The sequence below is a fragment of the Ammoniphilus sp. YIM 78166 genome, from assembly GCF_004522215.1.
In the GTDB taxonomy this organism is placed as follows: domain Bacteria; phylum Bacillota; class Bacilli; order Aneurinibacillales; family RAOX-1; genus YIM-78166.
Genome location: NZ_SDLR01000011.1, coordinates 73,774 through 99,177, shown reverse-complemented (window position 1 = coordinate 99,177; position 25,404 = coordinate 73,774). Strand labels below are relative to the sequence as shown.

Sequence of the window (25,404 nt, the reverse complement as noted above, 5' to 3'; positions counted from 1 at the left end):
CATCCTCTGATCCGCCTGAAGAATATGCTGCTCCACTCTTGTCACTTGTTCTTCAGATTTTGTGGTACGTCTCACCCATGTCGGAAAGTCAAATGTCTTCTTGCGCAACCGTGAGGTAACAATTTGCAGCCCTGCTTCGTTTGCCCAGGCCGTCCACTCTTCGGTTCGGTGACAGCGACCATGGCTCTCATCTCTGATATATTCGAGCGTATTCACAAACTGGTCTAATTGATCATCTGCCGGTACGACATTATCGATGAACAGAAACTTGCCACCTGGCTTGAGCACCCTAGCCGCTTCACGCACAAACTCCTTAGGATTCGGAAAGTGATGGGCGGCAATGCGGCAGGTTACGAGGTCAAATGTACCGTCAAGAAATGGGAGACTCTCCGCATCAGCCACCATGTACCACACATTGGGACAAGTAGGCGCGAGATGCTTTTGGGCTGTCGCCAACATCTCGCGGGTAAGGTCCGTGGCAAACACGTGGGCCACATGAGGAGCCAGGTTCTTCGTCACATGTCCCCCACCTGTTGCAATGTCCAGAACGGTCCAATCCGGCTGCGGCTGGAGCCACTCTAGCATCAGAGTTAAATCATCCCCTTTTGCATGGGTTTCGCTGGTTACATACTTCTCGGCATTCCTTGAAAACTGGTCTTTCACCGCATCCTTGATTTTCTTTGGATCTTGTTCTTGCATGTCCGTCCCCTCCTTGGGTCATTCCATTTCATACATCAACTATACGACGAGAGCGCCATAAAGAAAAATAACAAAAGGGAATGGTACCCCATAAATTTTTACTATGCTCCCTCGATGTGGTAAGGTACTATTTATTGGGGGGTATACGAATTGGACGATCGAGATTGGCTTATTCTCAAAGTTTTATATGAAAAGATGAACATTACCAAAACGGCAGAAACCTTATATATGACCCAGCCCTCGTTAACCAAACGAATTCAACAGATGGAAAAAGAGTTTAAAGTCACCATCGTCGAACGCGGGAACAAAGGGGTGCACTTTACCCCACAGGGAGAGTTTTTAGCGAAATGCGCCGATGAGATGCTAGACCGCCTAAGAGAGATTAAGGAGCAGGCGCTAAATAGAGGCGAAGAAGTTACGGGGACGCTCAGGCTTGGAGTTTCCAATTACATATCGAGATACAAGCTGCCTCGCCTGCTTGGTCTGTTCCGCAACGCTTTCCCTCATGTCGAGTTCAAGGTGATTACGGGCTTTAGCCGAACGATCTTTAACCAAATCTATAATCAGGATATTCATGTTGGCATCGTGCGGGGAGAATATGCTTGGCCGGAATCGAAATCCCTGCTTTTTGAAGAGAATGTTTGCGTAACCTCAAAGGAACTCGTGGATTTACGCGAACTTCCGCGGCTTCCGCGAATTGAATACGAATCGGACTCGCTTCTCAAAGACATTATCGATCAGTGGTGGAGCCGAAACTATGCGGAGCCACCAAATGTAGTCATGGAAGTGGACATCGGGGATACATGCACTGAAATGGTCTTTAATGGCCTGGGCTATGGGATCCTGCCTAGTGTCTTTGCTGATAAGCACCCGTCCTTACACCGCATCAACCTTACAGACGCAGACGGCCAACCCATCGTTCGAAAAACCTGGATGTTTTATCATGAGAAATCCCTTGAACTAAAAATCGTCAAAGAGTTTGTGGAGTTTGTGGAAGCGTTGGATTTTAAGCATGATCTTTAGCCGAAGGGCCGGCCTCAACGTGAGAAACTCCGACTAATGCAGTCGGAGTTTCCATATCTACCTAGTATTCAACTCTATCAGCTACCACCCGAAATCCACAATTACTAGTCGAGCTATCCGGTGTATTCGAACTGCGTGCAGCTACTCGATAGCGATTACAGTAGGAGCGGTGACATAGAAAGGAGCCGCCTCGCATCGATCGTTTTCCAGTTTCCGTACTATAGTAAGGTTGCTCGTTGGTCGTTTCCAGATGGTATCTCGGCGAGAACCAATCACTGCACCATTCCCATACGTTCCCGGCCACATTGTAAAGCCCATAGCCATTCGGCTCGTACGCGTCTACCGGTGCAGTACCGATATAGCCATCACTTGCATGATTCACATCCGGAAACTTCCCCTGCCAAATATTGCAGCGGTGCTTCCCATCTGGTTTTAATAGATCTCCCCACGGGTAAGTTTTCTGAATCAGTCCACCCCTCGCGGCAAACTCCCACTCTGCTTCTGTCGGCAGTCTAGTACCGGACCACTTGCAAAAAGCTTCCGCATCATGCCAAGAAACATGAACAACGGGATGATTCATACGGTCTTCGATACTAGAGTCAGGGCCTTCAGGTTTATTCCAAGAAGCTCCCTCCACAGGCAGCCACCAATGCAGTCCGTGTGGCACTTTTTCCACTTGCGCTTTGACCTCTTCCGAAGCAAGCAAGTGGAACACATAGGACCATCCAAAACGTTCCGCTTCCGTCTTATAACCTGTTTGTTCGACGAACGCTTGAAAGTCTGCATTCGTTACGGTATACGGCGAGATATAGAATTCATTTACACAGACTTTACGTACAGGTCCCTCTCCGTCAGCAGGAAACCCTTCACTGCTGTTCGTCCCCATTAAAAATTCTCCGGCTGCAATATGAACAAAGTTTCTCTTAAACTGCTCAAGAACCTCATCAGCTGCTTGTTTGACAGGTAATTTATCATTCATAGAGCCTAGCTCAAGCGTTACACTTCGGCTTGCGGCGCAGCATGCTTTTTTGGTTTGTTCCATGGCTAGTCATCCTCCAGTTGTCGGTTAGTAGTCCAGTATCCTTATAATAGAATAACTACAAACAGTTTAATAGGGGCAATTTTTTTCAAAAGTCATAAAAGTGCACCGACAACTGCAAGTTGCCACACCTATTTCCTAATCGGGACCCAAACCTCACACTTATAATCCGCAGAGTTGGTGTCACCGGCAGGATACACCTCAAGCTCTGGTGCACAATCATGCTGATAGCCCGTTGCTGGGAACCACTCCGTGTAAATCCTTCTGGTTACATCCTGGATGGCATCCGGTAATGGCCCGACGGATTCAAAAACAGCCCAAGTCGCTGCTGGGATGGTGGCTGATCGGAAACCGCTCGGAAGCGAGTCTTTCGTTTCTTCTACTCCAATCATATAGGTAAAGAACCCCTCATCAAAGTGTTGCAAATCCATACATATCCCCAGCACACCTAGCTGTCCCGCCTTAGAGCAAATCCAGTCATACGATCCATCGTTCATGCAATCCTTCCAGAATTCTGGCACTTGTTTGAAGTTCTCACCGTTTACAGCCGATATTCGAGTTTGTTTTCCGATTACGGTAAAGCTGCCTTTTTCCACAATTTTGTAATTCATGTTTCTATCCCCTTTAACTGAAATGTGAAAGGAAAGCTTTGGATAAGCCATCAGCTTGACTCCCGGCTCACGTACTCCAGAAGGACTAATCCCATGCATGTTTCTAAATGCTTTGGCAAATGCTTCTGGTGTTTTATATCCATACTTAAAAGCTACATCGATAATCTTTTCACCCGATAATATATCCTGTGCAGCCAAGGTGAGCTTCCTTCTGCGAACATATTCTGCCACCGTGACGCCCGTCAACATATAGTACATGCGCTGAAAATGAAACGAGGAGGAAAAAGCGATCTTTGCCACTCTCTCGATTTCCAGCTTTTCCGTCATATTGGCCTCCAGATAGTCTATCGCCCGGTTCATGGCGTTAAGCCAATCCATAACATCTCTCCCTTTCCCTTCCTATACTAAAGATTTTCTATGTATTAATCCTGTCTTTGAATGCGGTCAAATGACAGATTGCAACGAATTCCATAACTAAAGGATGAGTGCCTGAGCAACATCGCAGTCTCTAATGACTTAATTATACCAAAGAGATGCAAAAAAAAGAGGGCATCCCCTCGAAAACTAGGCATTTGGGACACCCTCGTTCAGCGTATCTATATTAAACGCATTTCTAGTTGTTACCGTTGGTCCCCCTTTAGCACTTCATACTGCCCGATAATCGCTTTGGCAAGCTCGCTTGATTCAGCCAGCCCACACACCTCTTGAAGGACAAAGGGCACACCCTGTTCTTTTATCATAGCCTGCAGTTTGACTGCTTCTTCATCTTCCTTAAAATCAAACAGCAAGGCTGCCGCGATGGCTTTGGCCAGATTAGTGTAGGGCAGTCCTGCTTTTTGCGCTTGAGTTGCCGGGCGTACGAGCCTGTCCTCTGGGCCAAGCTTCCTAATGGGTGAACGTGCGACTCTTGTTACACTATCATTTAAATGAGTATTTTGGAAACGGCTGATGATTTTATCTATATAGTGCTGATGTTCGTTCGGGTCCAGATGGTATTCATAGATGAGATAGGCGCCGGTCTCACCGAGCGTTTCCTTTACCTGTTGATAAATATCCACATCCGCTAGTGTCTGATCAATCGTTTCTTTGTTTGCCAGATAGCCGAAGTACGCAATTACGGCATGTCCTGTGTTTACGGTAAACAATTTTCTCTCAATAAAAGGAGCGAGTTCCGGGACTATTTTCATCCCTTCAATGGGGGGGATTTCTTCGGTTGTTTCCACGACCCATTCATGGTAAGGCTCAACGAGAACATCGAGTGAACCTTGGTTGTTTTGAATCGGCACAATTCGGTCAACAGCTGAATTCAAGAAAGCAACTTGGGATAGAACCTTTTCTTGGGTCTCCTGATCCAAGTGCTCCAGAATATAGCCTTTTAGCAGATCAGTTGCCGAGATTTGGTTTTCACAGGCAATGACATAAAGCTTTTCCCTATTCTCCTTTACTCTTGCAGCCAAGCCTTTGGCGATTAATGGCGCAATTCTCGGAAGGATGCTGGGTCCAATGGCCGTTGTCAAAAAATCGGCCTCCTTGATTGCTTCTACCACTTCGTTTTCCTGTTTGAGATTATTCAGCCCTGAAACGTTCTGAATGGTTATGGTTTCCTGTTCGTCTGTGGCCAGCTTGACCTTGTACTGTTTTTCCTTGTTCAGTTGATCAATAATCTGTTCTGCAATATCTACAAAAATAACATGGTATCCTGACTGGGAAAAAAGGGCTCCAATAAACCCTCTACCGATGTTCCCTGCTCCAAAATGTACGGCTTGTGTCATGAAATCATTCCTTTATCGGTTTAATTATTTTTTTCCAATGATATCGATCATTTCCTGAGCTGTTTTTGCCTTCACCATTTCTTCGATATTTTCCATCTCCGAGCACGTAATCGCAATGCCAGATAGAATTTCAAGATGTGTGCCGTCTTTCCCCGCAATGCCGAAAATCAAACGGGCTTTCTGACCATCAAAATCCACACCATTTGGGACCTGCAGAACTGTAAATCCTGATTTGATGACAGCCTTTTTGGCTTCTTCTGTTCCATGTGGGATGGCAACATCATTTCCCATATAAGTCGAAGTGATATTATCTCGCTCTATCATGGCCTCAATATAACTTTCATTTACGTATCCGGCATTGACTAAGGCTCTTCCAGCAAAGCGGATCGCTTCTTCCTTGTTGGCAAACTCCTGGTTCAAAAAGACGTTTTCCGGACGGAGCAAATCGTCATCATGCCCCATTTCTTGATCCTGATTATCCGTACCATTTTCTTCTGCCTCCTCAACCAGTTCATAAAGCTCCGAATTGGCTGGGAACTGCAGCTCGCTGATCAGCTTATCGTACTCTGGACTAGATAGGAAGTTATCGACAGAAATATGATAAGCATCTGGTACTTTGTTTCGGGCTCTTGGTGTCAGTTCCTCTTGCGTGATCACAATCTGGGCATCGGCTGGCAGATTGCTGATGGACATATTGGTGACAGAAATATCCATGCCAGCCTCCTTTACCTTTTTACGAAGTAGGGAAGCCCCCATGGCACTTGATCCCATACCAGCATCGCAGGCAAAGATGATTTTTGTAACATGATCAGGCAGAGCGCCTTGTTCTTCTGTAAATACATTAGATACAGAGCTTTTCTTGCCTTTCATTTCTTGCATTTTTTGAGCTGCTGCTTCAATATCTTCTTCGCCCTGCTTCCCTGTTTTTAAAATAAAGGTAGAGACAACGAAGGATACGGCCGCCGCCGCCAGTACACCGGCAAAGTTAGCAATATAAGCACCCGCATGGTGAGGCGTTACCGCCGTAATGGCAAGGATACTGCCTGGAGATGACGGTGCGAATAATCCGCCCCCTAAAAGAACCAATGTAAACACGCCAGTCATTCCGCCAAGGATAACGGCAAGGAAAAGCATGGGGCGCATCAGGATATATGGAAAATAGATTTCATGAATCCCGCCGAAAAAGTGAATGATCCCGGCACCAGACGCTGACTTTTTCGCCGTGCCTTTGCCGAAAAACATATACGCAAGCAGCACACCGATACCAGGTCCGGGATTCGCTTCTAGAAGGAATAAGATCGACTGTCCTGTTTCTTTTACCTGCTCGACACCGATTGGTGAAAGTACGCCGTGGTTGATAGCATTATTTAAGAATAACACTTTTGCCGGTTCGATCAGGATGCTTGTCAATGGCAGCAGCCCCGTCCCAACCAACCAGTCTACTCCGGATACAAGCCAACCCGTGAACGCGTCAACTGCAGGGCCAACCCCTGAGAAAGCAAGAATGGCAAGGATCGCGCCAAGGATCCCGGCAGAAAAATTGTTTACCAACATTTCAAATCCAGTTCTGACTTTTCCTTCAATTAATTGATCGAATTTCTTAATTATATAGCCGCCTAGCGGGCCAATAATCATAGCCCCAAGAAACATCGGAATATTAGCACCGGCAATGACACCCATAGTTGCTATAGCCCCGACAACAGCTCCACGCTGATCATGTACCAGTTTACCTCCTGTGTAACCTATTAAAATAGGAAGCAAGTAGGTCACCATCGGACCGACCATTTTGGCAAGGCTTTCATTTGGAATAAAGCCAGTAGGAATAAATAAAGCTGTAATTAAGCCCCAAGCAATAAAAGCGGATATGTTCGGCATGACCATGGAGCTAAGGAAGTTACCAAACTTTTGTACCGTTACTTTTATATTCGATTGCGTCATATATTCTCTCCTTTGTATATTACTTCTTTAACCTCATACTATGCGGTATCAATAAAGTCAAAAATCAACCTTGTCACATACCTAGTGACAAAAGTATTTTTTGTTTAAATATGGATGTTAATACTTTATTTCATTCTGCAAAGTTTTCAACCTCCAGTAAAAATCTGATAAAATAAGATGATAAACCTAGAGGAGGATCACCATGGACGATCGCGACTGGCTCATTTTACACACTTTATATAGAGAAAAAAGCATCACAAGAGCCGGGCAAAGTCTCTATATCGCTCAACCTACCCTAACGAAGCGCCTCAAACAAATTGAAAAAGAATTCGGGGTAACTATCGTCCACAGAGGAATAAAAGGAGTGCAGTTTACTCCTGAAGGCGAATACCTAGCCAAGCGCGCGGGCGAGATGTTGAGCACCCTCCGGGAGATAAAAGAAGATCTAAACAATTTTAATCACCAAGTGGCGGGTACTCTAAGACTTGGGGTTTCGAACTATTTTAGTAAATATAAACTGCCTGGCCTTCTTCGGTTATTTAAAGAGCAATATCCGCAAGTTGATTTTCAAGTCGAAACGGGCTTTAGCCGAGACATCTTCAACTTGGTGTACAACCAAGATGTGCATATCGGCTTTGTCCGTGGAGACTATAGCTGGTCGGGTGAAAAGTTGCTGGTAATGGAAGAAAGGCTGTGCATCGCCTCTAAACATAAGATTGAACTAAGTGAATTGCCTCACCTTCCTCGGATCGATTACCGTACGGACGCCCTTTATAAAGCACTCGTGGATAATTGGTGGGCCGAGCATTACATCCAACCTCCAACCGTCGCGATGGTCGTGGATCAAGGAGATACATGCAAAGAAATGGTCCTGAATGGACTAGGCTATGCCATTATCCCTTCAATGTTTTTTGAGAATATAGAAAACATTCATCTCGTCTACCTAACGGATAAACAAGGAAACCCATTAATAAGGAAGACATGGATGTTCTATCAGGAGGAATCCTTAGAGTTGAACGTGGTTAAAGCTTTTGTGGAGTTTGTTAATGCGGACATGGAGTCCGTTAAAAACGGGTAAGTGCCTATTCGGTTGATTGGTTGGTTGGCTTACCGGCGGGAATGGGGCTGGTACCGGCGACTTTGGCTAGTTCACTGGCAAATATGGGTACCGTACAGGCAAGTTTCTGTGGAATACCGGCAAGTGGGGGCACAAAGGACATTGGCGAACTCTGAGGTGGGGGGTATTAGGCTAGTTTTTACCCCCATTTCCTTTGATTTTATCATGAGCCAATAGTAATACCGGCAACTTTTTCGTTTTACCGGCATCTTTAGCGTATTTACCAGCATCTGAGGTTCCTTTACCGGCGAATGACGAGCAAAAGTGGGTTAAATAGGGGGCAGGGTATCCCACAAGAGGTATCGGAACTATTCGTCCGTGATGCTGCCAAACAACAAACAATAAAGAAGACATGGATCATGCAACCATGTCTTCTTTATTTTCTACTCCCTACTAAATACCACACATACTGGACTTCCCGTGTGAACCACTTGTCCAGTCGGCACGAGAGCACCGCTTGTCTCGTCTGCACGAAACTGTACAATGCTATCACTATCTTCATTCGCTACGTAGAAAAACTCTCCTGTTGGATCAAAAGTGAAGAAACGAGGGGTCTCTCCTTGCGTTGGCTCCCAGCCCACTGGTGAAAGTAACCCCGTAGACTGATCAATCGTAAAAATCGCCACACTGTTGTGTCCACGGTTAGAGATGTAAACAAACTTCCCGGATGGGGCCACCGCAACTTCTCCGCAAGTATTTCCTTTGATGCTTTCCGGCAGGGTAGAAAGAGTTTGCAACAGCTTAAACTCACCTGTTTGCGCATCAAAGCGATAAGCGACCACCGTTGAATCCAGTTCACTCGCCACATAAGCATAAGGCTGGTTTGGGTGAAAATCGATATGCCTTGGGCCCGATCCTTCAGGAGCAGTGCCAAAAGCAGGATCGTTGATGATTAATTTTCCATGGGACGTATCAAGCTGATAAGCAAATAGCTTATTTACGCCCAAGTCTGGAACCACAATGAATCTGCCAGTCGGATCCAATGGACAATGATGCGGATGAGACACGCCTTGCTTAAGGTATAAATCCACTCCCTCGGTGTCTGGGCTGCCAGGCGACTTCACCAGATCGGTAAGAGGCGCAAGCGAGCCATCAGAATTTATGGGAAGAACAGCCAAGGTTCCACTAATATAGTTTGCTACCACAAGATATCGGTTCGTGGGATCCACGACCAAGTGCACGGGGTTTTTCCCCTCCGTGGATTGCTGATTAATAAAGGTCAATTGACCCGTCTGCTTGTCGATGCGAAACGCGCTCACTTCACTGCGGTCTCCGTGAACCGTATAAAGAAATTCCTGGTTACGATCGAAGGCAAGAAAGGAAGGATTTACAACATCCCCTACTAGCTGAACGAAGGTCCATTCTCCTGTTGCGGAATCTACGCGGTATACACTGATCCCTTCCCCGCGGGCATTCCTCTCCTTGGTTGTACGGCAACCGACGTAGGCAAAGTATTCTGTAGTCATATCCTACTCTATCTCCTATCTCTTATTTAACTGACGAACGACTTTCTGCATAATTCCGCCATTTCGATAGTACTCAATATCCACAACGCTATCTAAACGGAGAATCGCATCGAATTCAAAGATACTGCCATCTTCTCTATTAGCTTGAATCTTTATCTTTTGACCCGGTTTAATCGAATCGCTTAGACCAACGGTTCTAAAGGTTTCACTACCTGTTAAACCAAGCGTTTCAGCCGTTGTTCCCGGTACGAACTGTAAAGGAAGAACGCCCATCCCGACCAAATTGCTGCGGTGAATCCGCTCAAAGCTTTCTGCAATGACCGCTTTGACACCGAGCAAATGTGTTCCTTTAGCCGCCCAATCGCGAGAGCTTCCCGTTCCATATTCTTTGCCGGCGATTAAGAAAAGCGCCGTTTGGTTTTCCTGATACTTTAAACTCGCCTCGAACATGCTCATGACTTCTCCCGTTGGCAGATACTTCGTCACCCCGCCCTCGGATCCCGGTACCATGAGATTCCGTATTCGATGATTGGCCAGGGCCCCGCGGATCATGACTTTATGGTTGCCTCGTCTAGAGGGATACGAGTTAAAATCTTCTCGTTTGACACCCTTCTCGAGCAAATATCGTCCAGCTGGACTATCTACCCGAATCGCTCCCGACGGAGAAAGATGGTCCGTAGTGACAGAGTCTCCTAAAATCGCTAACGCTCGAGCACTTTGAATGTCCCGGATATCATCTGGAATCTCAGGTAACACGTCTAAGAACGGTGGATTCTGAATGTAAGTGGATTTTTCATCCCAATCATACAGCTCACTTGCCGGAACATCGATGCTATTCCACTGTTCATTGGCCTGATAGACTTCCTTATACCGCTCACGAAATAATTCCGGGCGAACCGCATGGCCCAACCATCCCTGAATGTCTCCTGATGTTGGCCAAATATCCTTTAAATATACCGGTTGATCCTTTTGGTCATAGCCGATAGGCTCTGTGGCGAAATCAATATCCACCGTACCTGCTAGAGCGTACGCAATCACTAGAGGTGGCGAAGCTAAATAATTCGCTTTAATTTCCGGATGCACCCGTCCTTCAAAGTTCCGGTTTCCGGATAACACGCCTGCTACGGTCAAATCGTTTTCCGTAATCGCTTGACTAACCTCTAGAGGCAGCGGTCCTGAATTCCCGATGCAGGTTGCACAGCCGTATCCCGCAATATGGAACCCAAGGTCCTCAAGATACGTCATCAGACCAGATTCATTCAAATAATCGGTAACCACTCGAGAACCGGGTGTTAAAGAACTCTTTACATAAGCCGGCTTCTTGAGACCTCTTTCCACCGCGTTTTTGGCCACGAGACCAGCTGCGATCAGGACATTCGGATTAGAGGTATTGGTACAGCTTGTAATCGCGGCAAGGACAACCGTCCCATTCCTGATGACTGTTTTTTCTCCGTTAGGATGTTCAACCGCAATCTCTTTCCTCAATTCCTCTTCAGACAAGTCGTATCCTCCCTTGTCGACCGGATTACGAACGACCTCATGGTAATGCTGCTTCATCTGCGAAAGGTCTACACGATCTTGTGGACGTTTCGGTCCTGCTAGGCTAGGGACAACGGTAGATAGATCCAGTTCAATCCCATAGGAATACACGGGTTCTGGACGGTCAGGAGACATAAACATGCCTTGCGCTTTATAATAAGTTTCAACGAGGGCGATTTGCTCTTCGTTCTTGCCGATTAAAGCCAAATAGTTCAAGGTTTCTTGGTCAACAGGGAAAAATCCCATCGTCGCGCCATATTCAGGTGCCATATTGGCAATCGTCGCGCGGTCTGCGATGCTCAGTGCTGCTACCCCCGCTCCATAGAACTCCACAAATTTACCCACCACACCCTTTTTCCGGAGAAGATTCGTGACTGTAAGGGCCAAATCGGTTGCGGTCGTTCCTTCGGGAAGTGTACCCGTCAGTTTGAATCCAACCACTTCAGGCACGACGAAATATAAAGGCAGCCCCAGCATTGCTGCTTCAGCCTCAATCCCGCCAACCCCCCAAGCGACTACGCCCATTCCATTAATCATCGTGGTATGAGAGTCGGTTCCCACGAGAGAATCCGGATAAACCATTAAGCCATCCTCATCCTCTTTAACTGTAGCAACCGAGGCTAGGTACTCCATATTAATTTGATGCATGATGCCGGACGCAGGAGGAACCACTCGGAAGTTATCAAAGGCTTTTTGCGCCCAGCGGAAGAAGCGGAATCGCTCCATGTTTCGTTCAAAATTGGTTTTCTCATTCAGCTCCATGGCGTCGGGCCTGCCAAAATAATCGACGGTGATCGAATGATCCACGACAAGATCCACAGGGATCAACGGGTTGACGGAAGAAACATCGCCTCCTGCCCGTTGGACACTCTCCCGCATGGACGCCATATCCACCATGGCTGGAAGACCTGTTGTATCATGCAATAGGATCCGAGCTGGCTTGAAAGGAACTTCCTGATTGGGATCCCGTTCCACCGTCCAATTGGCAAGTTTGCTGATGTGTTCTTCCGTTATGGCGATGCCATCGTATTCGCGAACCGCAGACTCCAATAGAACCTTTACGGAGTAAGGCAGTCTAGAAACGTTCCCCAACCCTTGCTCCTCTAGAGCGTTAATTCGAAAGTAATCGTATTTCTTATCGTTAACGGAGAACGTTGAACGGGCTCTCCATGTATCTTTTATGGTTTCTTCCATGTATCTCCACCCCAATCTATTTGATAAAAAAGGACAGGACGAAGTATAACAATTCCGCCTGTCCCTTCTACATTACTTGGATAAGAAGTTATCCAAGTACTTGATCACTTCATCTCGCTTGCCTGAGACCTTTTCGGCTCTCTTGATATCAAAATCTAATTTTTCAATGGACTTCTTCAGTACTTCTTCCTCTATCGCCTGGGGAACCACAACCACTCCGTCGGCATCTCCAACAACGATATCTCCAGGGTGAATTGTAACTCCTCCACAAGAGATTGGTACGTTTATTTCTCCCATACCTGCTTTCCCGCTTGCCGCCACCGTGGTTCCCTTGCAGAACACGGGATAATCCAATTGCTTAATGCCTTCAATGTCTCGGATCACTCCGTCGGCAATAATGCCGTTGATGCCTAGGGTTTGGGCCAACCCTACAATAAAATCGCCTGCGATTGCCCGGTACGTATCCCCTTTGGCATCAACCACAAGAACGTCTCCAGGCTGAGCCTCTCTAATCGCTTGTAGAAACACTTTATTATCCCCGACGGGCATCTTTACGGTAAACGCTCTTCCTGCTACGCGATATTCTCCCTTTAATGGCTTGATCGCTGGATCCAAGTTATTCATCCCTTGCATCGTGTCCGAAATGCAAGTCGTAGGTACCGCTTTAAATTGATCTATGATACTCATGATTTCTCTCTCCTTATAGGTTTGTATTTAATTTATAGAAATCTGGAAATGCAAGACCTAAGCTCTCGACCTCGGCCTGCAGACCTCGAATCACTTCTTCGGTTAGCGGAATGCCTGTTACTCTGCGTTGCTGCTCGGTTCGTTCCTCCGGTTCGCCTGGAATGAGGATCTCATCGAATCCCTGGGCAAGAGGAACCGCTTTAGCCCGTTCCACGAACGTATCCATCCGATGGGAGAATTCCTCCATCGGCATAAACAGATCCGGCCGTATGGCGAAAAATAGATGTCCGACATTTTGCGGTTCAGAATGGTCAAAATACAAGCTCTTGACTTCTCCTCCATAGTTCGCTCCCGTTAATACCCCAGCTAGTAAATCCATTAACATGGCTAGTGCGGAACCTTTTGCGCCACCGAAGGGCAAGCAAACGCCTTCAAACGCCTTCTTCGCATCCGTTGTCGGCACCCCCTCGGCATCAAGGGCCAACCCAAGCGGGATGGGCTCGCCATGAGTTGCGGCTAGGCGGATCTTCCCTCTTGCAATGACGGTCATGGCCATATCTAACACATAATCCGATTTTTCCCCTCCCGGCACCCCAGCCGCTAGAGGACTAGCTCCAAGAAACGTACTTCGTCCGCCCCATACGGGTACGGCTGGCGAGGAATTCGTTAAGGCAAGAGAAATGTATCCTGCTTGAATGGCCTGCTGAACATAGAGGGCAGCCATCCCATAATGCGTACTTCGATGGACCCCTACTAGACCAATTCCACTTTCCTTCGCTAGTCTGATTGCTTCGTCCATCGCCCGATGACCGGCCAAAAACCCCATTCCGTTATCTCCATCCACTAAAGACACAGCGGCAGTGATCTTTTTAATGGTAATGTTGGGCTGCGGATTCACGACCCCGCGTCGAATCCGCTCCAGATACATCGGGATTCGCGAAACCCCATGAGAATCGAGTCCTCTTATGTTTGCAGCAACCAGGTCCCGAGCGATGATCATCGCGTCCTCCCTGCGCAAGCCAATTCCTTCAAATACTTGGGAAGCCAAATCCTTTAATGTGTCAGGAGCAACAAACACTTTATCCGATTCCATGTCATACCCTCCTCGTCATCTCTATGAATCAAGCATAAACGAGGAAGAAGTTTTTATAAAATATCAAAAAATCATTATTGGATATGAAAAAAAAGAATGGCGTGAGGTATAGGGCGTTCGCTTCACGATTGGGCGTTCCCTCCCATTTTCGGGCGCTTCAGCCCTGTTTTTGGGCGATTCCACACTTGGATTGGGCGCTCGTCAACCTATTAGTCTAGCATCTAAAAAACCCTAGATCGAGGTCACGATCTAGGGCAAATAAGGAACTATCCCATGCCCGATGACGTCGTACACTTCCGCCATCGCCATCTAACCTAGGCCTCTTCATTTACAATGACTTGTTTGCCCTTCAGTTTCATGAGCAATGGAATGGTAATCCATAATAAGCCAACAATCAGGAAAGCTAGAGAAATCGGTTTTTGAAGAAAAATCATAAAATCGCCATTCGATAAAGTGAGTGCTCTTCGCATATTATTTTCGATCATCGGACCAAGGACAAGGCCAAGGACCAACGGAGCAACGGGGAAATCGTTTTTCGTCAGAAAATAACCAGCCACCCCACAACCCATGAGAAGCATTAAGTCAAACGTGGAAAATTGAACCGCGTAGACGCCAAACACGGAAAAAGCTACGATTAGAGGCAACAAATATTTCGTTGGTGTGTCAATGATTTTTGCAAATACTTTCACCAGAGGCATATTCAAGACCAACAGCATCACATTACCGATAAACATACTGGCAATTAACCCCCAGGCTACTTGGGGATGATCCTGAAATAAGAGAGGACCGGGCTGAATATTGTACATGATAAAGGCACTCAGCAAAATCGCGGTCGATCCCGAACCTGGAATCCCTAACGTCAGCAATGGAATCATGGCTCCGCCTGCTGCGGCATTGTTGGCGGATTCCGGAGCCGCTACCCCTTCAATCGCCCCTCTACCGAATTTGCTAGGATTTTTACTCATCTTTTTTTCCATTAAATACGAAAAGAATGAAGCCAGCGTGGCTCCTGCGCCTGGCAGAACGCCGATGAAGAAGCCAAAGATGGATCCTCGAGCAATGGGAAGGGCGCTATCCTTCATGTCCTGCTTGGTCGGCAGAATCCTCGATATTTTGGCAATGGTTCCTTCAATTCCATCTCGCTCAAGAATGGTCTTAAACACTTCTCCAAGGGCAAATAACCCGACAGCAATGGTTAAAAATTCAATCCCTGAATACAAGACAGGAATATCGTAAGTAAAGCGAGTTACTCCCGATGTATGATCGATTCCTATGGTTCCAAGCAGTAATCCAACCAGGATCATCAGCAAGGCTTTAACGATCGATTTGCCGGCCAGACCGCTCACCGCAGCCAGTCCAAGTAACATGAGCGACGTGTATTCCGCCGGTCCAAATTTGATGGCTGCCTCAGCTAACGGGTTGGCTAGTAATATCAAACCGATGAGAGAGACAAGTCCTGCGACAAACGATCCAATCGCACAGATTGCAAGTGCAATCCCGGCACGACCGTTCTTTGCCATCTGGTAACCATCCAATGTGGTCACAACCGACGCCGATTCACCCGGTGTATTCAAAAGAATCGAAGTGGTTGAACCGCCGTACATTGCCCCATAATAAACGCCAGCCAAAAGAATGATGGAACTCGTAGCCGCCGCATCGGGGGCTAACCCGCTGGTAATGGATGCCGTTATCGGCATCAGCAGCGCGATTCCGCTCATTGGTCCTATTCCAGGAAGAACCCCTACTGAGGTTCCAATCAGTACTCCAAAAAAAGCAAACAGGAGATTATGCCATTGGGCGGCAACCGAAAATCCTTGCAGTAAATAACCAACCGTTTCCATTTCTAACCTCCACCTAAAGACTTAGCCATGACGGAAATGCCGGCAAGGAACCTTGCAGCACTTCGACAAAGAGATAATAAACACCAAAAGAAAAACATCCAGCAATGATGAGGGAAGATACCATTCGCTCTCTCTTCATTGTTTGAAACCCAACCAGCAGGAATAGGAAGGTGGAGATCACATATCCAAGGTCTTCAAGAAAAAAGGCATAAAGGACGGCTGCTGAAAAAATGATACCAAAGCTTCGATAATCCAGACTTCCTTTTTGTTTTTCTTTATGGGGATACCGGAAGGTTTCAAGAATCAAAATCCCGCTTAACAAGATCATCGCAATACCGATAAATAACGGAAAGATATTCGGTCCTACATTACTGCCGTAGGCGCTGGTTGAAATTTTCTGGCTCTCCACGATTACCAAAGCCCCAAGGGCAAGCAGCACAACACCCGTATACCGGTCAAACGTTTTGTTCAAGTAATTCCTCTCCTGTCTTGTCATCATGAGGGAAAGAGGTTCCTCTTCCCCACATGACTTTTTTATTGCCCTTACTTTGCCATATCAAGCTGCTTATAAATTTCCAAGTACATCGCTTCTTCTTCTTCCATTTGCTTAATGAAATCTGCAGAGCTTAAATATCCGTCATTCCATCCTTGAGTCTCAAGCTCCTTCTTCCATTCATCCGTTGCCACTAACTCCTTAATCTTGGTTTCCCAATAACCTTTTGCGTCATCGGACATATTCGCAGGTCCGAAAAAGCCTCTCCAGTTGGTTAACTCCGCGTCAATGCCTTGCTCTCTATAGGTCGGCACATCCTTAAACTTCCCTTCCAAGCGCTCGCCGGAAGAAACTCCTAGAATTCTTACCTTCCCAGCCTCTACAAATTGATAAACCGAGGAGATGTCCGAGCTAAGGACTTCAGCATTACCACCTAAAAGTGCCGTAAGGGCTTCACCGCCACCATCATAAGACACGTACTTGATTTTCTTCACATCAACACCCGCTTTCATCGCCGGGTAAATCACATTCAAATGGTCAAACGACCCAGGACCGGATCCTCCAGCAAAAACCACCGAGCTTGCATCCGCTTTCAAGTCATTCATAAGGGACTGCAGATCCTGATACTTCGAATCCACGTTTACTGCTAACACATCCGATTCTGTAACTAATCGGGCAATAGGAGTAATATCTCTAAAGGAAACCGGGCTCGTTCCCTCTTTTTTAATGTAATTCAAAATGAATGGGGTTGAAGTCGTAAATAGCTTAAAATTATTCCCTTTATCCTTATTGGCAAATTCCACACTTCCTACGACTTGTCCGCCGCCAGGCTTGTTCTCTACCGTAATCGTTTGGGTCACGAGCTGAGTATTCCCAAGCGTTTTGCTAAGCACGCGAGTCATTGTATCCAATCCGCCGCCCGCTCCTGCTGGAGTCATGATCGTAAGTGGCTTTTCAGGGTACGTGGATTTTGGTGCCTCGGTACTCGCAGGTTTTTCAGCGCTGTCTCCTGCTGGCGGTGTTGCCGGCTGCGAAGTAGAGTTGGAGCCGCATGCCGCTAAAGTCAATACCATCACTCCGGATAAAACCATAGACATTAACTTTTTCATCAATAACCCTCCCATACTTTTTTTGTAATCTATCTAAATAAAAGTAGATAGTAATGTTAGTTGAATCCGATAGCTTTCAAGTAATCGATAGAAGCTTGGGCTTTCTGTAAGCTATCCTTGCCCTGTGAGATCTCTGGTGCAATATAGCCTTGGTAATTGGCATCCTTTAAGGTCTGCAGAACTTCTTGGAGTTATATTTCCCTTTTCCTGGTGCCTGACGGTGACTATCGGCAATATGGATATAAATCAATTTGTCCTTCGCTAGTGTAAAGCCGTGCGATACGGAATGTTCCTCTGCATCCATATGAAATACATCGAGCATGAGCATGAGGTTGGGGAGGCTTAGCTCTTGGATAAAACTAAGGCCTCTTGGGTTGTAGTTAAATTATTAATTACTTGTTTGTTTTGTGGCTCCAGCGCAATTTGAACGCCATAGCCTTCAGCAAACCGGCAAACTTGTTCGAAAGCTTCTTTCATCCAGTTCCACGACTGTTCCGGTTGTTCAGGATGGATCGCACCCCTCAGCTTGCCAACTCCAACTGGACATCCAAACTGGGAGGCGAATTGCACAAGCTCTTTCATCCTTTGAATCGCTTCCGCTCTTCGACCTGGATCCTTTGACGTAAAGGTTAATTGGTCATCACTTACCATCGGTCCTGTTCCAATCGCAGCCAGTCGCAAATCGAATAGATGAGTAGATTTAATGAATGCACCGGTATCAAACGCTCTCAGATCCCGTATGAAGGGCTCGATGGCGGTATACCCCATCTCTCTTAGTCTCGGAAAAATCAGCTGCGCGTCCCCCGTGGCTCCAAGCACTTGGGATTTTAACTCCGGTGTTCCATATGGATAAGCCAACTTCATAGAAGCGCTTTTCCCTTCTCGGAGATTACTTTTAAATGATCAATGGCTTTCAGCAAGAATTCCTTCTTACCAAAGCTGCCAGACTTGAGTACAATGAGCATTTTTCGCCCGAGTGCTAATCCAGATGGTAATCCAGTTTCAATTTCTTCGAGCACAACATTCCCTTGGATACCCAACTTTCTGCAGACCGTTCCCGACGTATCCCCACCGGCTACCACCAGTCTTTTGAGCTGAGTCTCTTCCACCACGTGCAAAGTCACCTCGGCTAGGGCTGCAGAAATACGCTTACTCACAGTAAGAGGGTCTAGACCGAGGCGCCGCCCCATGTCCTTCGTTTCCGAGACGATCTCCTCCCTGTTATCTGCCATCACAAGGACTTCTTGCCCTTGTTTCAAGAGGTCCGCCGCTTCTCTGCTCATCCTCTTAATCTCCAACTCTTTTTCATCCGATGTAAATACTTTACGAGAATCCAATACAAGGACAGGAACCGCTTGCGAAATCAAATATTCCGTTTGCGCCTTCGTTTGCGGGGTTAAACTGCCCGATACCACCAGGACGCCATTTTGATCTTCCATATCGACGTCGGCCAATGGATCACGCCCATTTCTAGAGGGCCAAAACTTAGGCAACTCCTCGCCAATGGCCGAACTGCCGCATAGCACCGGAAAATCACGTGTGGCTTCCGCGATAACGGTAAGATCATCTTGTGTTTCTGCGTCGACAATGCAATACGTAGAGGTCTTGCGCATCTCGTCCAACGCCTTGCGGAGAAACTCCGCTCCTCGCCTCACCGTGTCGATGCTGACAAGGGAAACGTGGCGATCCGTTTGCTCCTGCAAGATACTAACCAGGTAAGATTTCTTCATCGGATGCACAGGATCTTTGGAGAACTCGGAATCTTCCAATAATTTTCCATGCATGGTATGAACACCATACTTCGTTTGTCTGCCATTCTTGGGAAACGCCAGGCTAATGACGGCGAAATGTTCATTTAATGCATCCATCATCGCGTCAAACTCTTTTCCAATATTCCCGCGAAACACCGAGCAGGTTTTATTGAAATATAAGGTACACCCTAATTGTTGCAAGGCTTGCGTCGCTTTAAAAACCTTGTCGTAACTTAGTTCCGGGCTATCCAACCGGCTGTCGGTATCAATAATCAGCACATCTGAATCCGCTTGCAGATTCATCTCTTCACTAAATGTTACGATTTTGACCGAATAGCGATGTTTACTGAACATCAATCCTATGTCATTAGCCCCTGTGGTATCATCGGCAACGATCCCAATCATGGTATTCCTCCCTCTCTCCCTGCCAACTTATTTATTATACTAATGAAAACCTATCATAAAGAAAAATAGCGATTATTCATCCCTACCCATGCCTATTTGGAATACCCCTTGCGTGGCTTGTACAGGGAGTCTTCTAAGAAGCTTCGAACCACTTGTTTAGGGATGGCCTTCAATGGAATGCCCGAAGCCTTGGCTTGGATGATCGTGCGACAACCCATTTCTAAGGTCTCGAGTCTCATCAAGGCCTCTTTGACGTTATCGTCAAAAACGACGACTCCGTGGTTTCTCATGATGACTACATTGGCTCTTTTGGCTTGCTCCGCTATCGCATCAGCTAGCTCTTGTGATCCTGGATGATAATAATCCACATACGCGACGTGCTCTAAATAATACATCGTTTCAATAAATAACTCGGACAAAATGGGTTCATTGGAACACGCCATCAAGGTCGTATAAAAAGGGGAGGAATGCAAGATCACGCCGACATCTGGACGGTTTCGATAGATTCCGAGATGGAAGGGAGTTTCTTTCGAAGGCTTTTTCGATCCCGCCGTCGCTCCTGATTCGATCAGACATTCAGCAAAATCGTCAAGCCCTAACTCTCCCAAAAACGTCCCTGAAGCTGTGATGTACATCCTCTCTTGATCGACCCGGGCACTTATATTTCCAGAAGTTCCCCAAGCTAACTGATTTGCCAGCATATATTGTCCGGCTTTGATGAGCTGGTGATTAGTATCCATGAATTAAACTCCTTTATAGTTTGGAGGGGTCTAGCAATTATGCCCCCTAGACCCTCCATTCATATCCTTACACTTCCTGATAAGTACGCTTGGTTCTTTCTACGATCGCCGCCGCAAACTCGTTAGTCGAAGCGCTTCCGCCCAAATCGCGGGTACAAATCCCTTCTGCTACCGTTGCCATAATGGAGCTTTCCATATGGCGAGCCAATTGGAACACTTCCGGATCATCATGTCGGGCAGATAGCCAATCTAAGAACATCACCGTAGAGAACATAATCCCCATCGGATTCGCAATGTTCTTTCCAGCAATATCCGGGGCTGAACCATGAGCGGCTTGAGCCATTGCCAAGTTATCATTCGTATTAATAGAAGGAGCTAACCCTAGGCTTCCCACGAGTTCACCTGTTAGATCGGAAAGGATATCCCCATACATATTTTCAGTTACGATAACATCGAAGTCTTTAATACGTCTGACAAGATGGGCAGCCATCGCATCAATATGGTAATCATCCACGGTTACTTCGGGATATTGCTGAGCCACTTCACGACAAACGTTTAGAAATAATCCCATTCCTAGCTTAATCACGTTCGCCTTATGGACAATCGTCACTTTCTTGCGTCTTTTCATCGCCATGCGGAAAGCTTCATGGGCGATTCTTTCAATCGCTTGTCTTGTGAACACTCCAGAAGAAATGACTACATCTGGTGTAACATGCCATTCTCCCACACCCACGAACATATTTCGGTCACAGTAGTAGCCCTCTGTATTTTCACGGAAGATGACTAAATCTGCTTCCCCCGCCACACTCTCGATCCCAGGCATCGTTTTAGCTGGACGAACGTTTGAATATAAATCGAAAGAGTGGCGCAGCTCCCCGCTTGGATTCCGGTTCGCCTTATGCTCTGCAGGATATGCTGCAGAATCGTGAGGCCCCATGATCCATCCATGCGTCTCTTTTAGGGCATCCTTTGTGTATTGAGGCATTGGATCTCCATGTTCTTCGATCCCAACCCACCCCATCGGCAGATCCACAAACTCCAGCTCGGTGTTCTTGTAACGTTCTGCAGCAGCTGTTAGCACCTCTACCGTTGCCTTCGTAATTTCAGGACCAATCCCATCTCCATACAATACTCCAATTTTATATTTTGCCATTCTTCTCATCCTCTCCGTTGTTTGTTCGACTTGATAAATAAACTATACAATGCTCTGCATGGAATGAAAAATATCGAAAAAGAATCGGTACCGATAACTTTTTACTATAATTCTCTTCTGTGGTATCCTACCAATCAAAAGGAGGCGGGAAAATGGACGATCGAGATTGGCTTATCTTGAAGGTCTTATATGAAAAAATGAACATAACCAAAACAGCCCAAAGCTTATATATTACACAACCTTCCTTAACCAAACGGATCCAGCAGATGGAAAGAGAGTTCAACGTCACCATTATAGAAAGAGTAAGCAAAGGAGTACAATTTACCCCCCAAGGGGAGTTTTTAGCTAAAAAAGCGGATGAAATGCTAAACAACCTTCGTGAGATTAAAGAGCAAACGCTGAATATGGAAGAAGAGGTCGTGGGAACCTTACGTTTAGGCGTTTCCAACTATATTTCCAGGTATAAGCTTCCCCGGCTTCTAAGCCTCTTTCGCCAACAATATCCTAAAGTCGAATTCAAAGTGGTTACAGGGTTTAGCCGCACGATCTTTAACCAGATCTACAATCAAGAAGTCCATATCGGGATGGTACGCGGGGAGTATGACTGGCCTGAAGCAAAAACTCTCTTATTTGAAGAGAATATTTGTGTGACTTCGAAAGATCCCGTTCAGTTAAACGAGCTGCCGCAATTGCCTCGAATCGAGTATGAATGCGACGCCCTATTAAAAGATATTATGGATAATTGGTGGAGCCGAAATTATTCCATTGCTCCGAACGTCGTCATGGAAGTGGACAAGGGTGATACCTGTACCGAGATGGTCATCCATGGACTCGGCTACGGAATTTTGCCAAGTGTCTTCGCCGATAAGCATCCGGAGCTGCACCGAATCAACCTAACCGATGCGGAAGGTCAGCTCATCGTTCGTAAAACCTGGATGTTCTATCATGAAAAATCACTGGAACTAAAAATTGTCAAAGCATTCGTCGAGTTTGTTGAAGGACTGGACTTCAAACATGACCTTTAAAGCCCTATAACTTTTTTTCATGGCTCTCCATAGGATTTAGCTATTTTTCTCGCTTTCAGCGCACGCAGTATAATACGAATAGATTAACCGATTTCTAGGGAAGGAGGTTCACTCCTAAAGAGTAAAAATGATACTACAAACGGTCATTATCATAATTTTTGGATTTCAGATGATTCTTAACATCACCCGACCGATCATCACCTTGTTTGCTTCAGAGTTGGGTGCCAGTACTTTTGACATCGGAGCGTTAACGGCAGCTTATGCTTTTTTTCCCCTCTTCATCGCCATCTATGCGGGAAAAATCGCAGACAAAGTGGGAGACCGTCTTCCCGTCTTCATCGGCATGATCGGCGTAAGTTTAGGAATGGCACTTCCCTTCTTATTCCCGACCATGTGGTCGCTGTATATGAGTCAGGTTGTCGTTGGAATCTCCCATGTCTTTGTCGTTCTTTCCTTACAGAACGTTCTGGGCAATTGGGCACCTGAGGATAAGCGGGATCACTATTACGGGATTTTTTCTACGGCGGTGTCTGTAGCCGCGGTGATCGGACCCGTTACCGGCGGTTACCTCGTCCAATATTTTTCTTATCCAACGGCTTTTCTCGCGTCTCTCCTGATTAGCATCATCACGGTAGCGGTAGCCTGGTTGATCCCGAATACAAAACGACGGCCGGAGAACAAAAAAGTGAGCTTACTGGCATCCATCAGTCTGCTTAAGATTTCTGTTTTGCGAACCGCCTTGATCTCCAGTGCATTAGTTTTATATTCCCGCGATATCTTCGTCGCCTATTTTCCGTTGTATGCCAAAGATATCGGAATCACGGCGTCTACGATTGGCTGGATTCTATCGATTCAAGGGTTTGCAATGGTGATCATACGTGCCTATTTAGCAAGGCTAGTCGATTCATACGGACGCGAACGTGTTCTAATTTCCTCCATTTTAGTTGCCGGGTTCTCCTTTATGCTTGTTCCGTTTACAAGTGAAGTCTTTCTACTGGGTTTATGGGCTGCTTTGATGGGCTTTGGTCTTGGATGCGGACAGCCTCTCTCCATGACTACGACGTATAATGCCTCACCGAAATCAAGGACGGGAGAAGTGTTGGGACTTCGACTGACTACCAATCGACTTTCGCAGCTGATTGCTCCTGTGTTTTTCGGCTTAGTCGGTTCATGGGTAGGAATTCTTTCCGTCTTTTTCATCAGCGGCGCCTTTCTCTTAGGCGGCACCATGGTGATTAGGGGATCAAAACAGGGAGATGTCCCTCAAGTAGTGGACTCCGCAAAAAAAGTGGAATTTAAATGATAATTAAAGGAAGTGCAGAAATGGCCTATACAAGGATTTTGGTTGCTTATGATGGTTCGGAAATAGGAGAAAAAGCTTTAGTGTATGGAATTCAATTGGCTCAATTGAATCGGGACGCCCACTTGCATGTAGTGCATGCGGTCACGGTGCCACACATTTTTACCGTTAGCGAATATCGCCATGCGGATAAGATTCGTGAAGAAATAATGGAGCACGGAAAGGACATTCTAAACGGGGCAAGTGAACGATTATCCCTTTTGCGTGATACGAGGTATCAGGTGGCTATCGTGGAAGGAAAGCCAGCGGATGAGATTCTCATGTATGCTAGAGAACAAAAATGCGACTTAATCCTCATGGGCAGCAGAGGCCTTAACAACGTGCAGGAATTATTCCTCGGAAGCGTGAGTCACGAAGTCGCTCAGCGATCTGCGGTACCTGTGATGATAATTAAATAGAAAGAAGAGGGTGTCCATTGGGCACCCTCTTCTTGCGTTTGTTGCGGACATTTGGTACGTTAGACTTTTATTCGCCTAGACCTTTTAATTCGTTAGGTTTAAAATATTGCGTTCCACGTCAATACAGCGTAACCCGTAGTTTTCGATTTTTCAGCCAACAGAGCGTCAACGAAATCGACATTGTTAACAGCATGAGAAATTAATCCGTTGAGGCAATTTTCATCTTCTAGAATTACACCATCCACTTGAAAGATTTCAGCTAAGCAATCCGTAATTTCCTTCTTTGAAAGTTTATATCTTGACTTCAAAACCCAACATGTTTCGACAAAAACAATAGTTGGAACAAACAATAGAAATTCGCCATCATCTACTTTCTTGATTATTTCTTTAATATATTCCACTTGTCCATCATCATCTTGTACGATTATTCTGATAAGAATATTTGTATCGACAATGAATTTATCTTTCATTCCCTAGTTTTCCTTGTCAAGTTTCTTCAAAATATTATCTCGGTAAATTTCGTCCCGAATCTCATCAACATCCACAATCTTATCCACCTTAAGTTTCCCTGCAACGTCACTTAACCTTTTCTTCCTGACAGGTTTTACATTAATCACTTTGCCATCTTGATCAATAATAAATTCTAGCCTATCCCCTTCCTCTATTTTAAGATAATTTCTTAACTCAACAGGGATAGTTAATTGACCTTTACTTGTCATCTTTCCAGAGATTAGGTTCAAAATATCATTACCTCCTTAATGAGTATTACACGTGAAAAAGTATTACTTTTAGTATACGATTTTTCATTATTAAATACAAAGTAAAGAAGGCCATAATTGCGGAGACATCTATTCATAACAAGGATCATCGAGTTGGACTGCGGTACCGGTGATGATTATTAAATAGAAAAAATAGGGTGCCACACGACGGGGCACCCTATTCTTATGTTGA

27 protein-coding genes are annotated in these 25,404 nt (G+C 46.0%); 6 read left to right on the top strand and 21 right to left on the bottom strand.

All coding sequences use genetic code 11. The annotated features are described in order from the left end of the window. The coding region (locus EIZ58_RS29800) for a class I SAM-dependent methyltransferase (protein WP_134704632.1) at positions 1-699 on the bottom strand (699 nt) is incomplete at its 3' end. 150 nt (positions 700-849) lie between these two features. On the opposite strand from EIZ58_RS29800, the gene EIZ58_RS29795 reads away from it, so the two are divergent. Then, entirely contained in the window at positions 850-1,722 is an 873-nt protein-coding gene (locus tag EIZ58_RS29795; RefSeq protein ID WP_134704631.1) for a LysR family transcriptional regulator, read from the top strand. A 61-nt stretch (positions 1,723-1,783) separates the two neighbouring features. Here the strand turns inward: EIZ58_RS29795 and EIZ58_RS29790 are convergent, their stop codons facing one another. The 4 genes from EIZ58_RS29790 to EIZ58_RS29775 all read right to left on the bottom strand — a co-directional run bounded on the left by EIZ58_RS29790 (position 1,784) and on the right by EIZ58_RS29775 (position 7,082). Continuing rightward, positions 1,784-2,764 (bottom strand): formylglycine-generating enzyme family protein, encoded by a 981-nt coding sequence (locus EIZ58_RS29790; protein WP_134704630.1) that lies wholly within the window; start codon positions 2,762-2,764, stop codon positions 1,784-1,786. A gap of 128 nt (positions 2,765-2,892) precedes the next feature. Further along, positions 2,893-3,750 (bottom strand): AraC family transcriptional regulator, encoded by an 858-nt coding sequence (locus EIZ58_RS29785; protein WP_134704629.1) that lies wholly within the window; start codon positions 3,748-3,750, stop codon positions 2,893-2,895. A 242-nt stretch (positions 3,751-3,992) separates the two neighbouring features. Beyond that, positions 3,993-5,144 (bottom strand): mannitol-1-phosphate 5-dehydrogenase, encoded by a 1,152-nt coding sequence (locus tag EIZ58_RS29780; protein WP_134704628.1) that lies wholly within the window; start codon positions 5,142-5,144, stop codon positions 3,993-3,995. A 24-nt stretch (positions 5,145-5,168) separates the two neighbouring features. Next, positions 5,169-7,082: a PTS mannitol transporter subunit IICBA gene (locus EIZ58_RS29775; RefSeq protein WP_134704627.1), complete on the bottom strand. Its 1,914-nt coding sequence runs from the start codon at positions 7,080-7,082 to the stop codon at positions 5,169-5,171. A 202-nt stretch (positions 7,083-7,284) separates the two neighbouring features. Between EIZ58_RS29775 and EIZ58_RS29770 the strand changes: the two genes are divergently transcribed. Next, positions 7,285-8,160, top strand: coding sequence for a LysR family transcriptional regulator (locus EIZ58_RS29770; protein ID WP_134704626.1), 876 nt, complete (start codon positions 7,285-7,287; stop codon positions 8,158-8,160). Positions 8,161-8,164: 4 nt separating this feature from the next. Here EIZ58_RS29770 and EIZ58_RS33950 read toward each other — a convergent pair whose 3' ends face one another. The 6 genes from EIZ58_RS33950 to EIZ58_RS29750 all read right to left on the bottom strand — a co-directional run bounded on the left by EIZ58_RS33950 (position 8,165) and on the right by EIZ58_RS29750 (position 14,178). After that, a complete protein-coding gene (locus EIZ58_RS33950) occupies positions 8,165-8,302 on the bottom strand; it encodes a hypothetical protein (RefSeq protein ID WP_167578043.1) in 138 nt (45 codons plus the stop codon). Between the two features lie 29 nt (positions 8,303-8,331). Beyond that, positions 8,332-8,553 carry a hypothetical protein gene (locus EIZ58_RS33945; protein ID WP_167578042.1) on the bottom strand — a complete coding sequence of 74 codons (222 nt, stop codon included), beginning with the start codon at positions 8,551-8,553 and terminating at the stop codon, positions 8,332-8,334. A gap of 29 nt (positions 8,554-8,582) precedes the next feature. Next, entirely contained in the window at positions 8,583-9,665 is a 1,083-nt protein-coding gene (locus tag EIZ58_RS29765) for a lactonase family protein (RefSeq protein ID WP_134704625.1), read from the bottom strand. Between the two features lie 15 nt (positions 9,666-9,680). Continuing rightward, the gene (acnA, locus tag EIZ58_RS29760) at positions 9,681-12,398 is read right to left on the bottom strand and encodes an aconitate hydratase AcnA (RefSeq protein WP_134704624.1); all 2,718 of its coding nucleotides are present in this window, start codon (positions 12,396-12,398) and stop codon (positions 9,681-9,683) included. Positions 12,399-12,470: 72 nt separating this feature from the next. Next, on the bottom strand, positions 12,471-13,088 hold the full coding sequence (locus tag EIZ58_RS29755) for an RraA family protein (protein ID WP_134704623.1): 618 nt from the start codon (positions 13,086-13,088) through the stop codon (positions 12,471-12,473). 10 nt (positions 13,089-13,098) lie between these two features. Then, a complete protein-coding gene (locus tag EIZ58_RS29750; protein WP_134704622.1) occupies positions 13,099-14,178 on the bottom strand; it encodes an Ldh family oxidoreductase in 1,080 nt (359 codons plus the stop codon). 83 nt (positions 14,179-14,261) lie between these two features. On the opposite strand from EIZ58_RS29750, the gene EIZ58_RS34975 reads away from it, so the two are divergent. Beyond that, a complete protein-coding gene (locus tag EIZ58_RS34975) occupies positions 14,262-14,396 on the top strand; it encodes a hypothetical protein (protein ID WP_255438470.1) in 135 nt (44 codons plus the stop codon). Between the two features lie 96 nt (positions 14,397-14,492). Here the strand turns inward: EIZ58_RS34975 and EIZ58_RS29745 are convergent, their stop codons facing one another. The 8 genes from EIZ58_RS29745 to EIZ58_RS29715 form a co-directional block, all read right to left on the bottom strand. Continuing rightward, entirely contained in the window at positions 14,493-16,019 is a 1,527-nt protein-coding gene (locus EIZ58_RS29745) for a tripartite tricarboxylate transporter permease (protein WP_134704621.1), read from the bottom strand. 13 nt (positions 16,020-16,032) lie between these two features. Beyond that, a complete protein-coding gene (locus tag EIZ58_RS29740) occupies positions 16,033-16,491 on the bottom strand; it encodes a tripartite tricarboxylate transporter TctB family protein (protein ID WP_134704620.1) in 459 nt (152 codons plus the stop codon). Positions 16,492-16,562: 71 nt separating this feature from the next. Further along, entirely contained in the window at positions 16,563-17,621 is a 1,059-nt protein-coding gene (locus EIZ58_RS29735) for a tripartite tricarboxylate transporter substrate binding protein (RefSeq protein ID WP_240689458.1), read from the bottom strand. Between the two features lie 166 nt (positions 17,622-17,787). Then, entirely contained in the window at positions 17,788-17,943 is a 156-nt protein-coding gene (locus EIZ58_RS33940) for a hypothetical protein (RefSeq protein ID WP_167578041.1), read from the bottom strand. A 20-nt stretch (positions 17,944-17,963) separates the two neighbouring features. After that, a complete protein-coding gene (locus EIZ58_RS29730) occupies positions 17,964-18,485 on the bottom strand; it encodes a sugar phosphate isomerase/epimerase family protein (RefSeq protein ID WP_134704618.1) in 522 nt (173 codons plus the stop codon). Further along, entirely contained in the window at positions 18,482-19,777 is a 1,296-nt protein-coding gene (locus EIZ58_RS29725; RefSeq protein ID WP_134704617.1) for a four-carbon acid sugar kinase family protein, read from the bottom strand. The genes EIZ58_RS29730 and EIZ58_RS29725 overlap by 4 nt, the downstream gene beginning before the upstream one ends. 92 nt (positions 19,778-19,869) lie before the next feature. Continuing rightward, positions 19,870-20,517, bottom strand: a complete 648-nt coding sequence (locus EIZ58_RS29720) for a class II aldolase/adducin family protein (RefSeq protein ID WP_134704616.1) — start codon at positions 20,515-20,517, stop codon at positions 19,870-19,872. A 67-nt stretch (positions 20,518-20,584) separates the two neighbouring features. Continuing rightward, on the bottom strand, positions 20,585-21,670 hold the full coding sequence (locus EIZ58_RS29715) for an isocitrate/isopropylmalate dehydrogenase family protein (RefSeq protein WP_134704615.1): 1,086 nt from the start codon (positions 21,668-21,670) through the stop codon (positions 20,585-20,587). A 152-nt stretch (positions 21,671-21,822) separates the two neighbouring features. Between EIZ58_RS29715 and EIZ58_RS29710 the strand changes: the two genes are divergently transcribed. From EIZ58_RS29710 to EIZ58_RS29700, 3 genes are all read left to right on the top strand, one after another. Further along, positions 21,823-22,695, top strand: a complete 873-nt coding sequence (locus EIZ58_RS29710) for a LysR family transcriptional regulator (RefSeq protein WP_134704614.1) — start codon at positions 21,823-21,825, stop codon at positions 22,693-22,695. Positions 22,696-22,822: 127 nt separating this feature from the next. Then, positions 22,823-23,998 (top strand): MFS transporter, encoded by a 1,176-nt coding sequence (locus EIZ58_RS29705; protein ID WP_134704613.1) that lies wholly within the window; start codon positions 22,823-22,825, stop codon positions 23,996-23,998. Continuing rightward, a complete protein-coding gene (locus EIZ58_RS29700; RefSeq protein ID WP_134704612.1) occupies positions 23,995-24,453 on the top strand; it encodes a universal stress protein in 459 nt (152 codons plus the stop codon). The genes EIZ58_RS29705 and EIZ58_RS29700 overlap by 4 nt, the downstream gene beginning before the upstream one ends. Positions 24,454-24,551: 98 nt before the next feature. Here the strand turns inward: EIZ58_RS29700 and EIZ58_RS29695 are convergent, their stop codons facing one another. Both EIZ58_RS29695 and EIZ58_RS29690 read right to left on the bottom strand, forming a co-directional pair. Beyond that, entirely contained in the window at positions 24,552-24,923 is a 372-nt protein-coding gene (locus EIZ58_RS29695; protein ID WP_134704611.1) for a type II toxin-antitoxin system VapC family toxin, read from the bottom strand. A 3-nt stretch (positions 24,924-24,926) separates the two neighbouring features. Beyond that, the gene (locus EIZ58_RS29690) at positions 24,927-25,193 is read right to left on the bottom strand and encodes an AbrB/MazE/SpoVT family DNA-binding domain-containing protein (RefSeq protein ID WP_134704610.1); all 267 of its coding nucleotides are present in this window, start codon (positions 25,191-25,193) and stop codon (positions 24,927-24,929) included. Positions 25,194-25,404: the final 211 nt, after the last annotated feature.

Bases quoted from the DNA above. Each gene is read 5' to 3' on its own strand.
- EIZ58_RS29750 (WP_134704622.1), bottom strand. From the start codon at position 14,178: ATGGAATCGGATAAAGTGTTTGTTGCTCCTGACACATTAAAGGATTTG.
- EIZ58_RS29720 (WP_134704616.1), bottom strand. From the start codon at position 20,517: ATGGATACTAATCACCAGCTCATCAAAGCCGGACAATATATGCTGGCA.
- EIZ58_RS29730 (WP_134704618.1), bottom strand. From the start codon at position 18,485: ATGAAGTTGGCTTATCCATATGGAACACCGGAGTTAAAATCCCAAGTG.
- EIZ58_RS29705 (WP_134704613.1), top strand. From the start codon at position 22,823: ATGATACTACAAACGGTCATTATCATAATTTTTGGATTTCAGATGATT.
- EIZ58_RS29695 (WP_134704611.1), bottom strand. From the start codon at position 24,923: ATGAAAGATAAATTCATTGTCGATACAAATATTCTTATCAGAATAATC.
- EIZ58_RS33945 (WP_167578042.1), bottom strand. From the start codon at position 8,553: ATGTCTTCTTTATTGTTTGTTGTTTGGCAGCATCACGGACGAATAGTT.
- EIZ58_RS29785 (WP_134704629.1), bottom strand. From the start codon at position 3,750: ATGGATTGGCTTAACGCCATGAACCGGGCGATAGACTATCTGGAGGCC.
- EIZ58_RS29725 (WP_134704617.1), bottom strand. From the start codon at position 19,777: ATGATTGGGATCGTTGCCGATGATACCACAGGGGCTAATGACATAGGA.
- EIZ58_RS34975 (WP_255438470.1), top strand. From the start codon at position 14,262: ATGAAAAAAAAGAATGGCGTGAGGTATAGGGCGTTCGCTTCACGATTG.
- acnA (WP_134704624.1), bottom strand. From the start codon at position 12,398: ATGGAAGAAACCATAAAAGATACATGGAGAGCCCGTTCAACGTTCTCC.
- EIZ58_RS29735 (WP_240689458.1), bottom strand. From the start codon at position 17,621: ATGAAAAAGTTAATGTCTATGGTTTTATCCGGAGTGATGGTATTGACT.
- EIZ58_RS33950 (WP_167578043.1), bottom strand. From the start codon at position 8,302: ATGTCCTTTGTGCCCCCACTTGCCGGTATTCCACAGAAACTTGCCTGT.
- EIZ58_RS29700 (WP_134704612.1), top strand. From the start codon at position 23,995: ATGATAATTAAAGGAAGTGCAGAAATGGCCTATACAAGGATTTTGGTT.
- EIZ58_RS29790 (WP_134704630.1), bottom strand. From the start codon at position 2,764: ATGGAACAAACCAAAAAAGCATGCTGCGCCGCAAGCCGAAGTGTAACG.
- EIZ58_RS29765 (WP_134704625.1), bottom strand. From the start codon at position 9,665: ATGACTACAGAATACTTTGCCTACGTCGGTTGCCGTACAACCAAGGAG.
- EIZ58_RS29745 (WP_134704621.1), bottom strand. From the start codon at position 16,019: ATGGAAACGGTTGGTTATTTACTGCAAGGATTTTCGGTTGCCGCCCAA.
- EIZ58_RS29710 (WP_134704614.1), top strand. From the start codon at position 21,823: ATGGACGATCGAGATTGGCTTATCTTGAAGGTCTTATATGAAAAAATG.
- EIZ58_RS29715 (WP_134704615.1), bottom strand. From the start codon at position 21,670: ATGGCAAAATATAAAATTGGAGTATTGTATGGAGATGGGATTGGTCCT.
- EIZ58_RS33940 (WP_167578041.1), bottom strand. From the start codon at position 17,943: ATGCTCGATGTATTTCATATGGATGCAGAGGAACATTCCGTATCGCAC.
- EIZ58_RS29775 (WP_134704627.1), bottom strand. From the start codon at position 7,082: ATGACGCAATCGAATATAAAAGTAACGGTACAAAAGTTTGGTAACTTC.
- EIZ58_RS29770 (WP_134704626.1), top strand. From the start codon at position 7,285: ATGGACGATCGCGACTGGCTCATTTTACACACTTTATATAGAGAAAAA.
- EIZ58_RS29780 (WP_134704628.1), bottom strand. From the start codon at position 5,144: ATGACACAAGCCGTACATTTTGGAGCAGGGAACATCGGTAGAGGGTTT.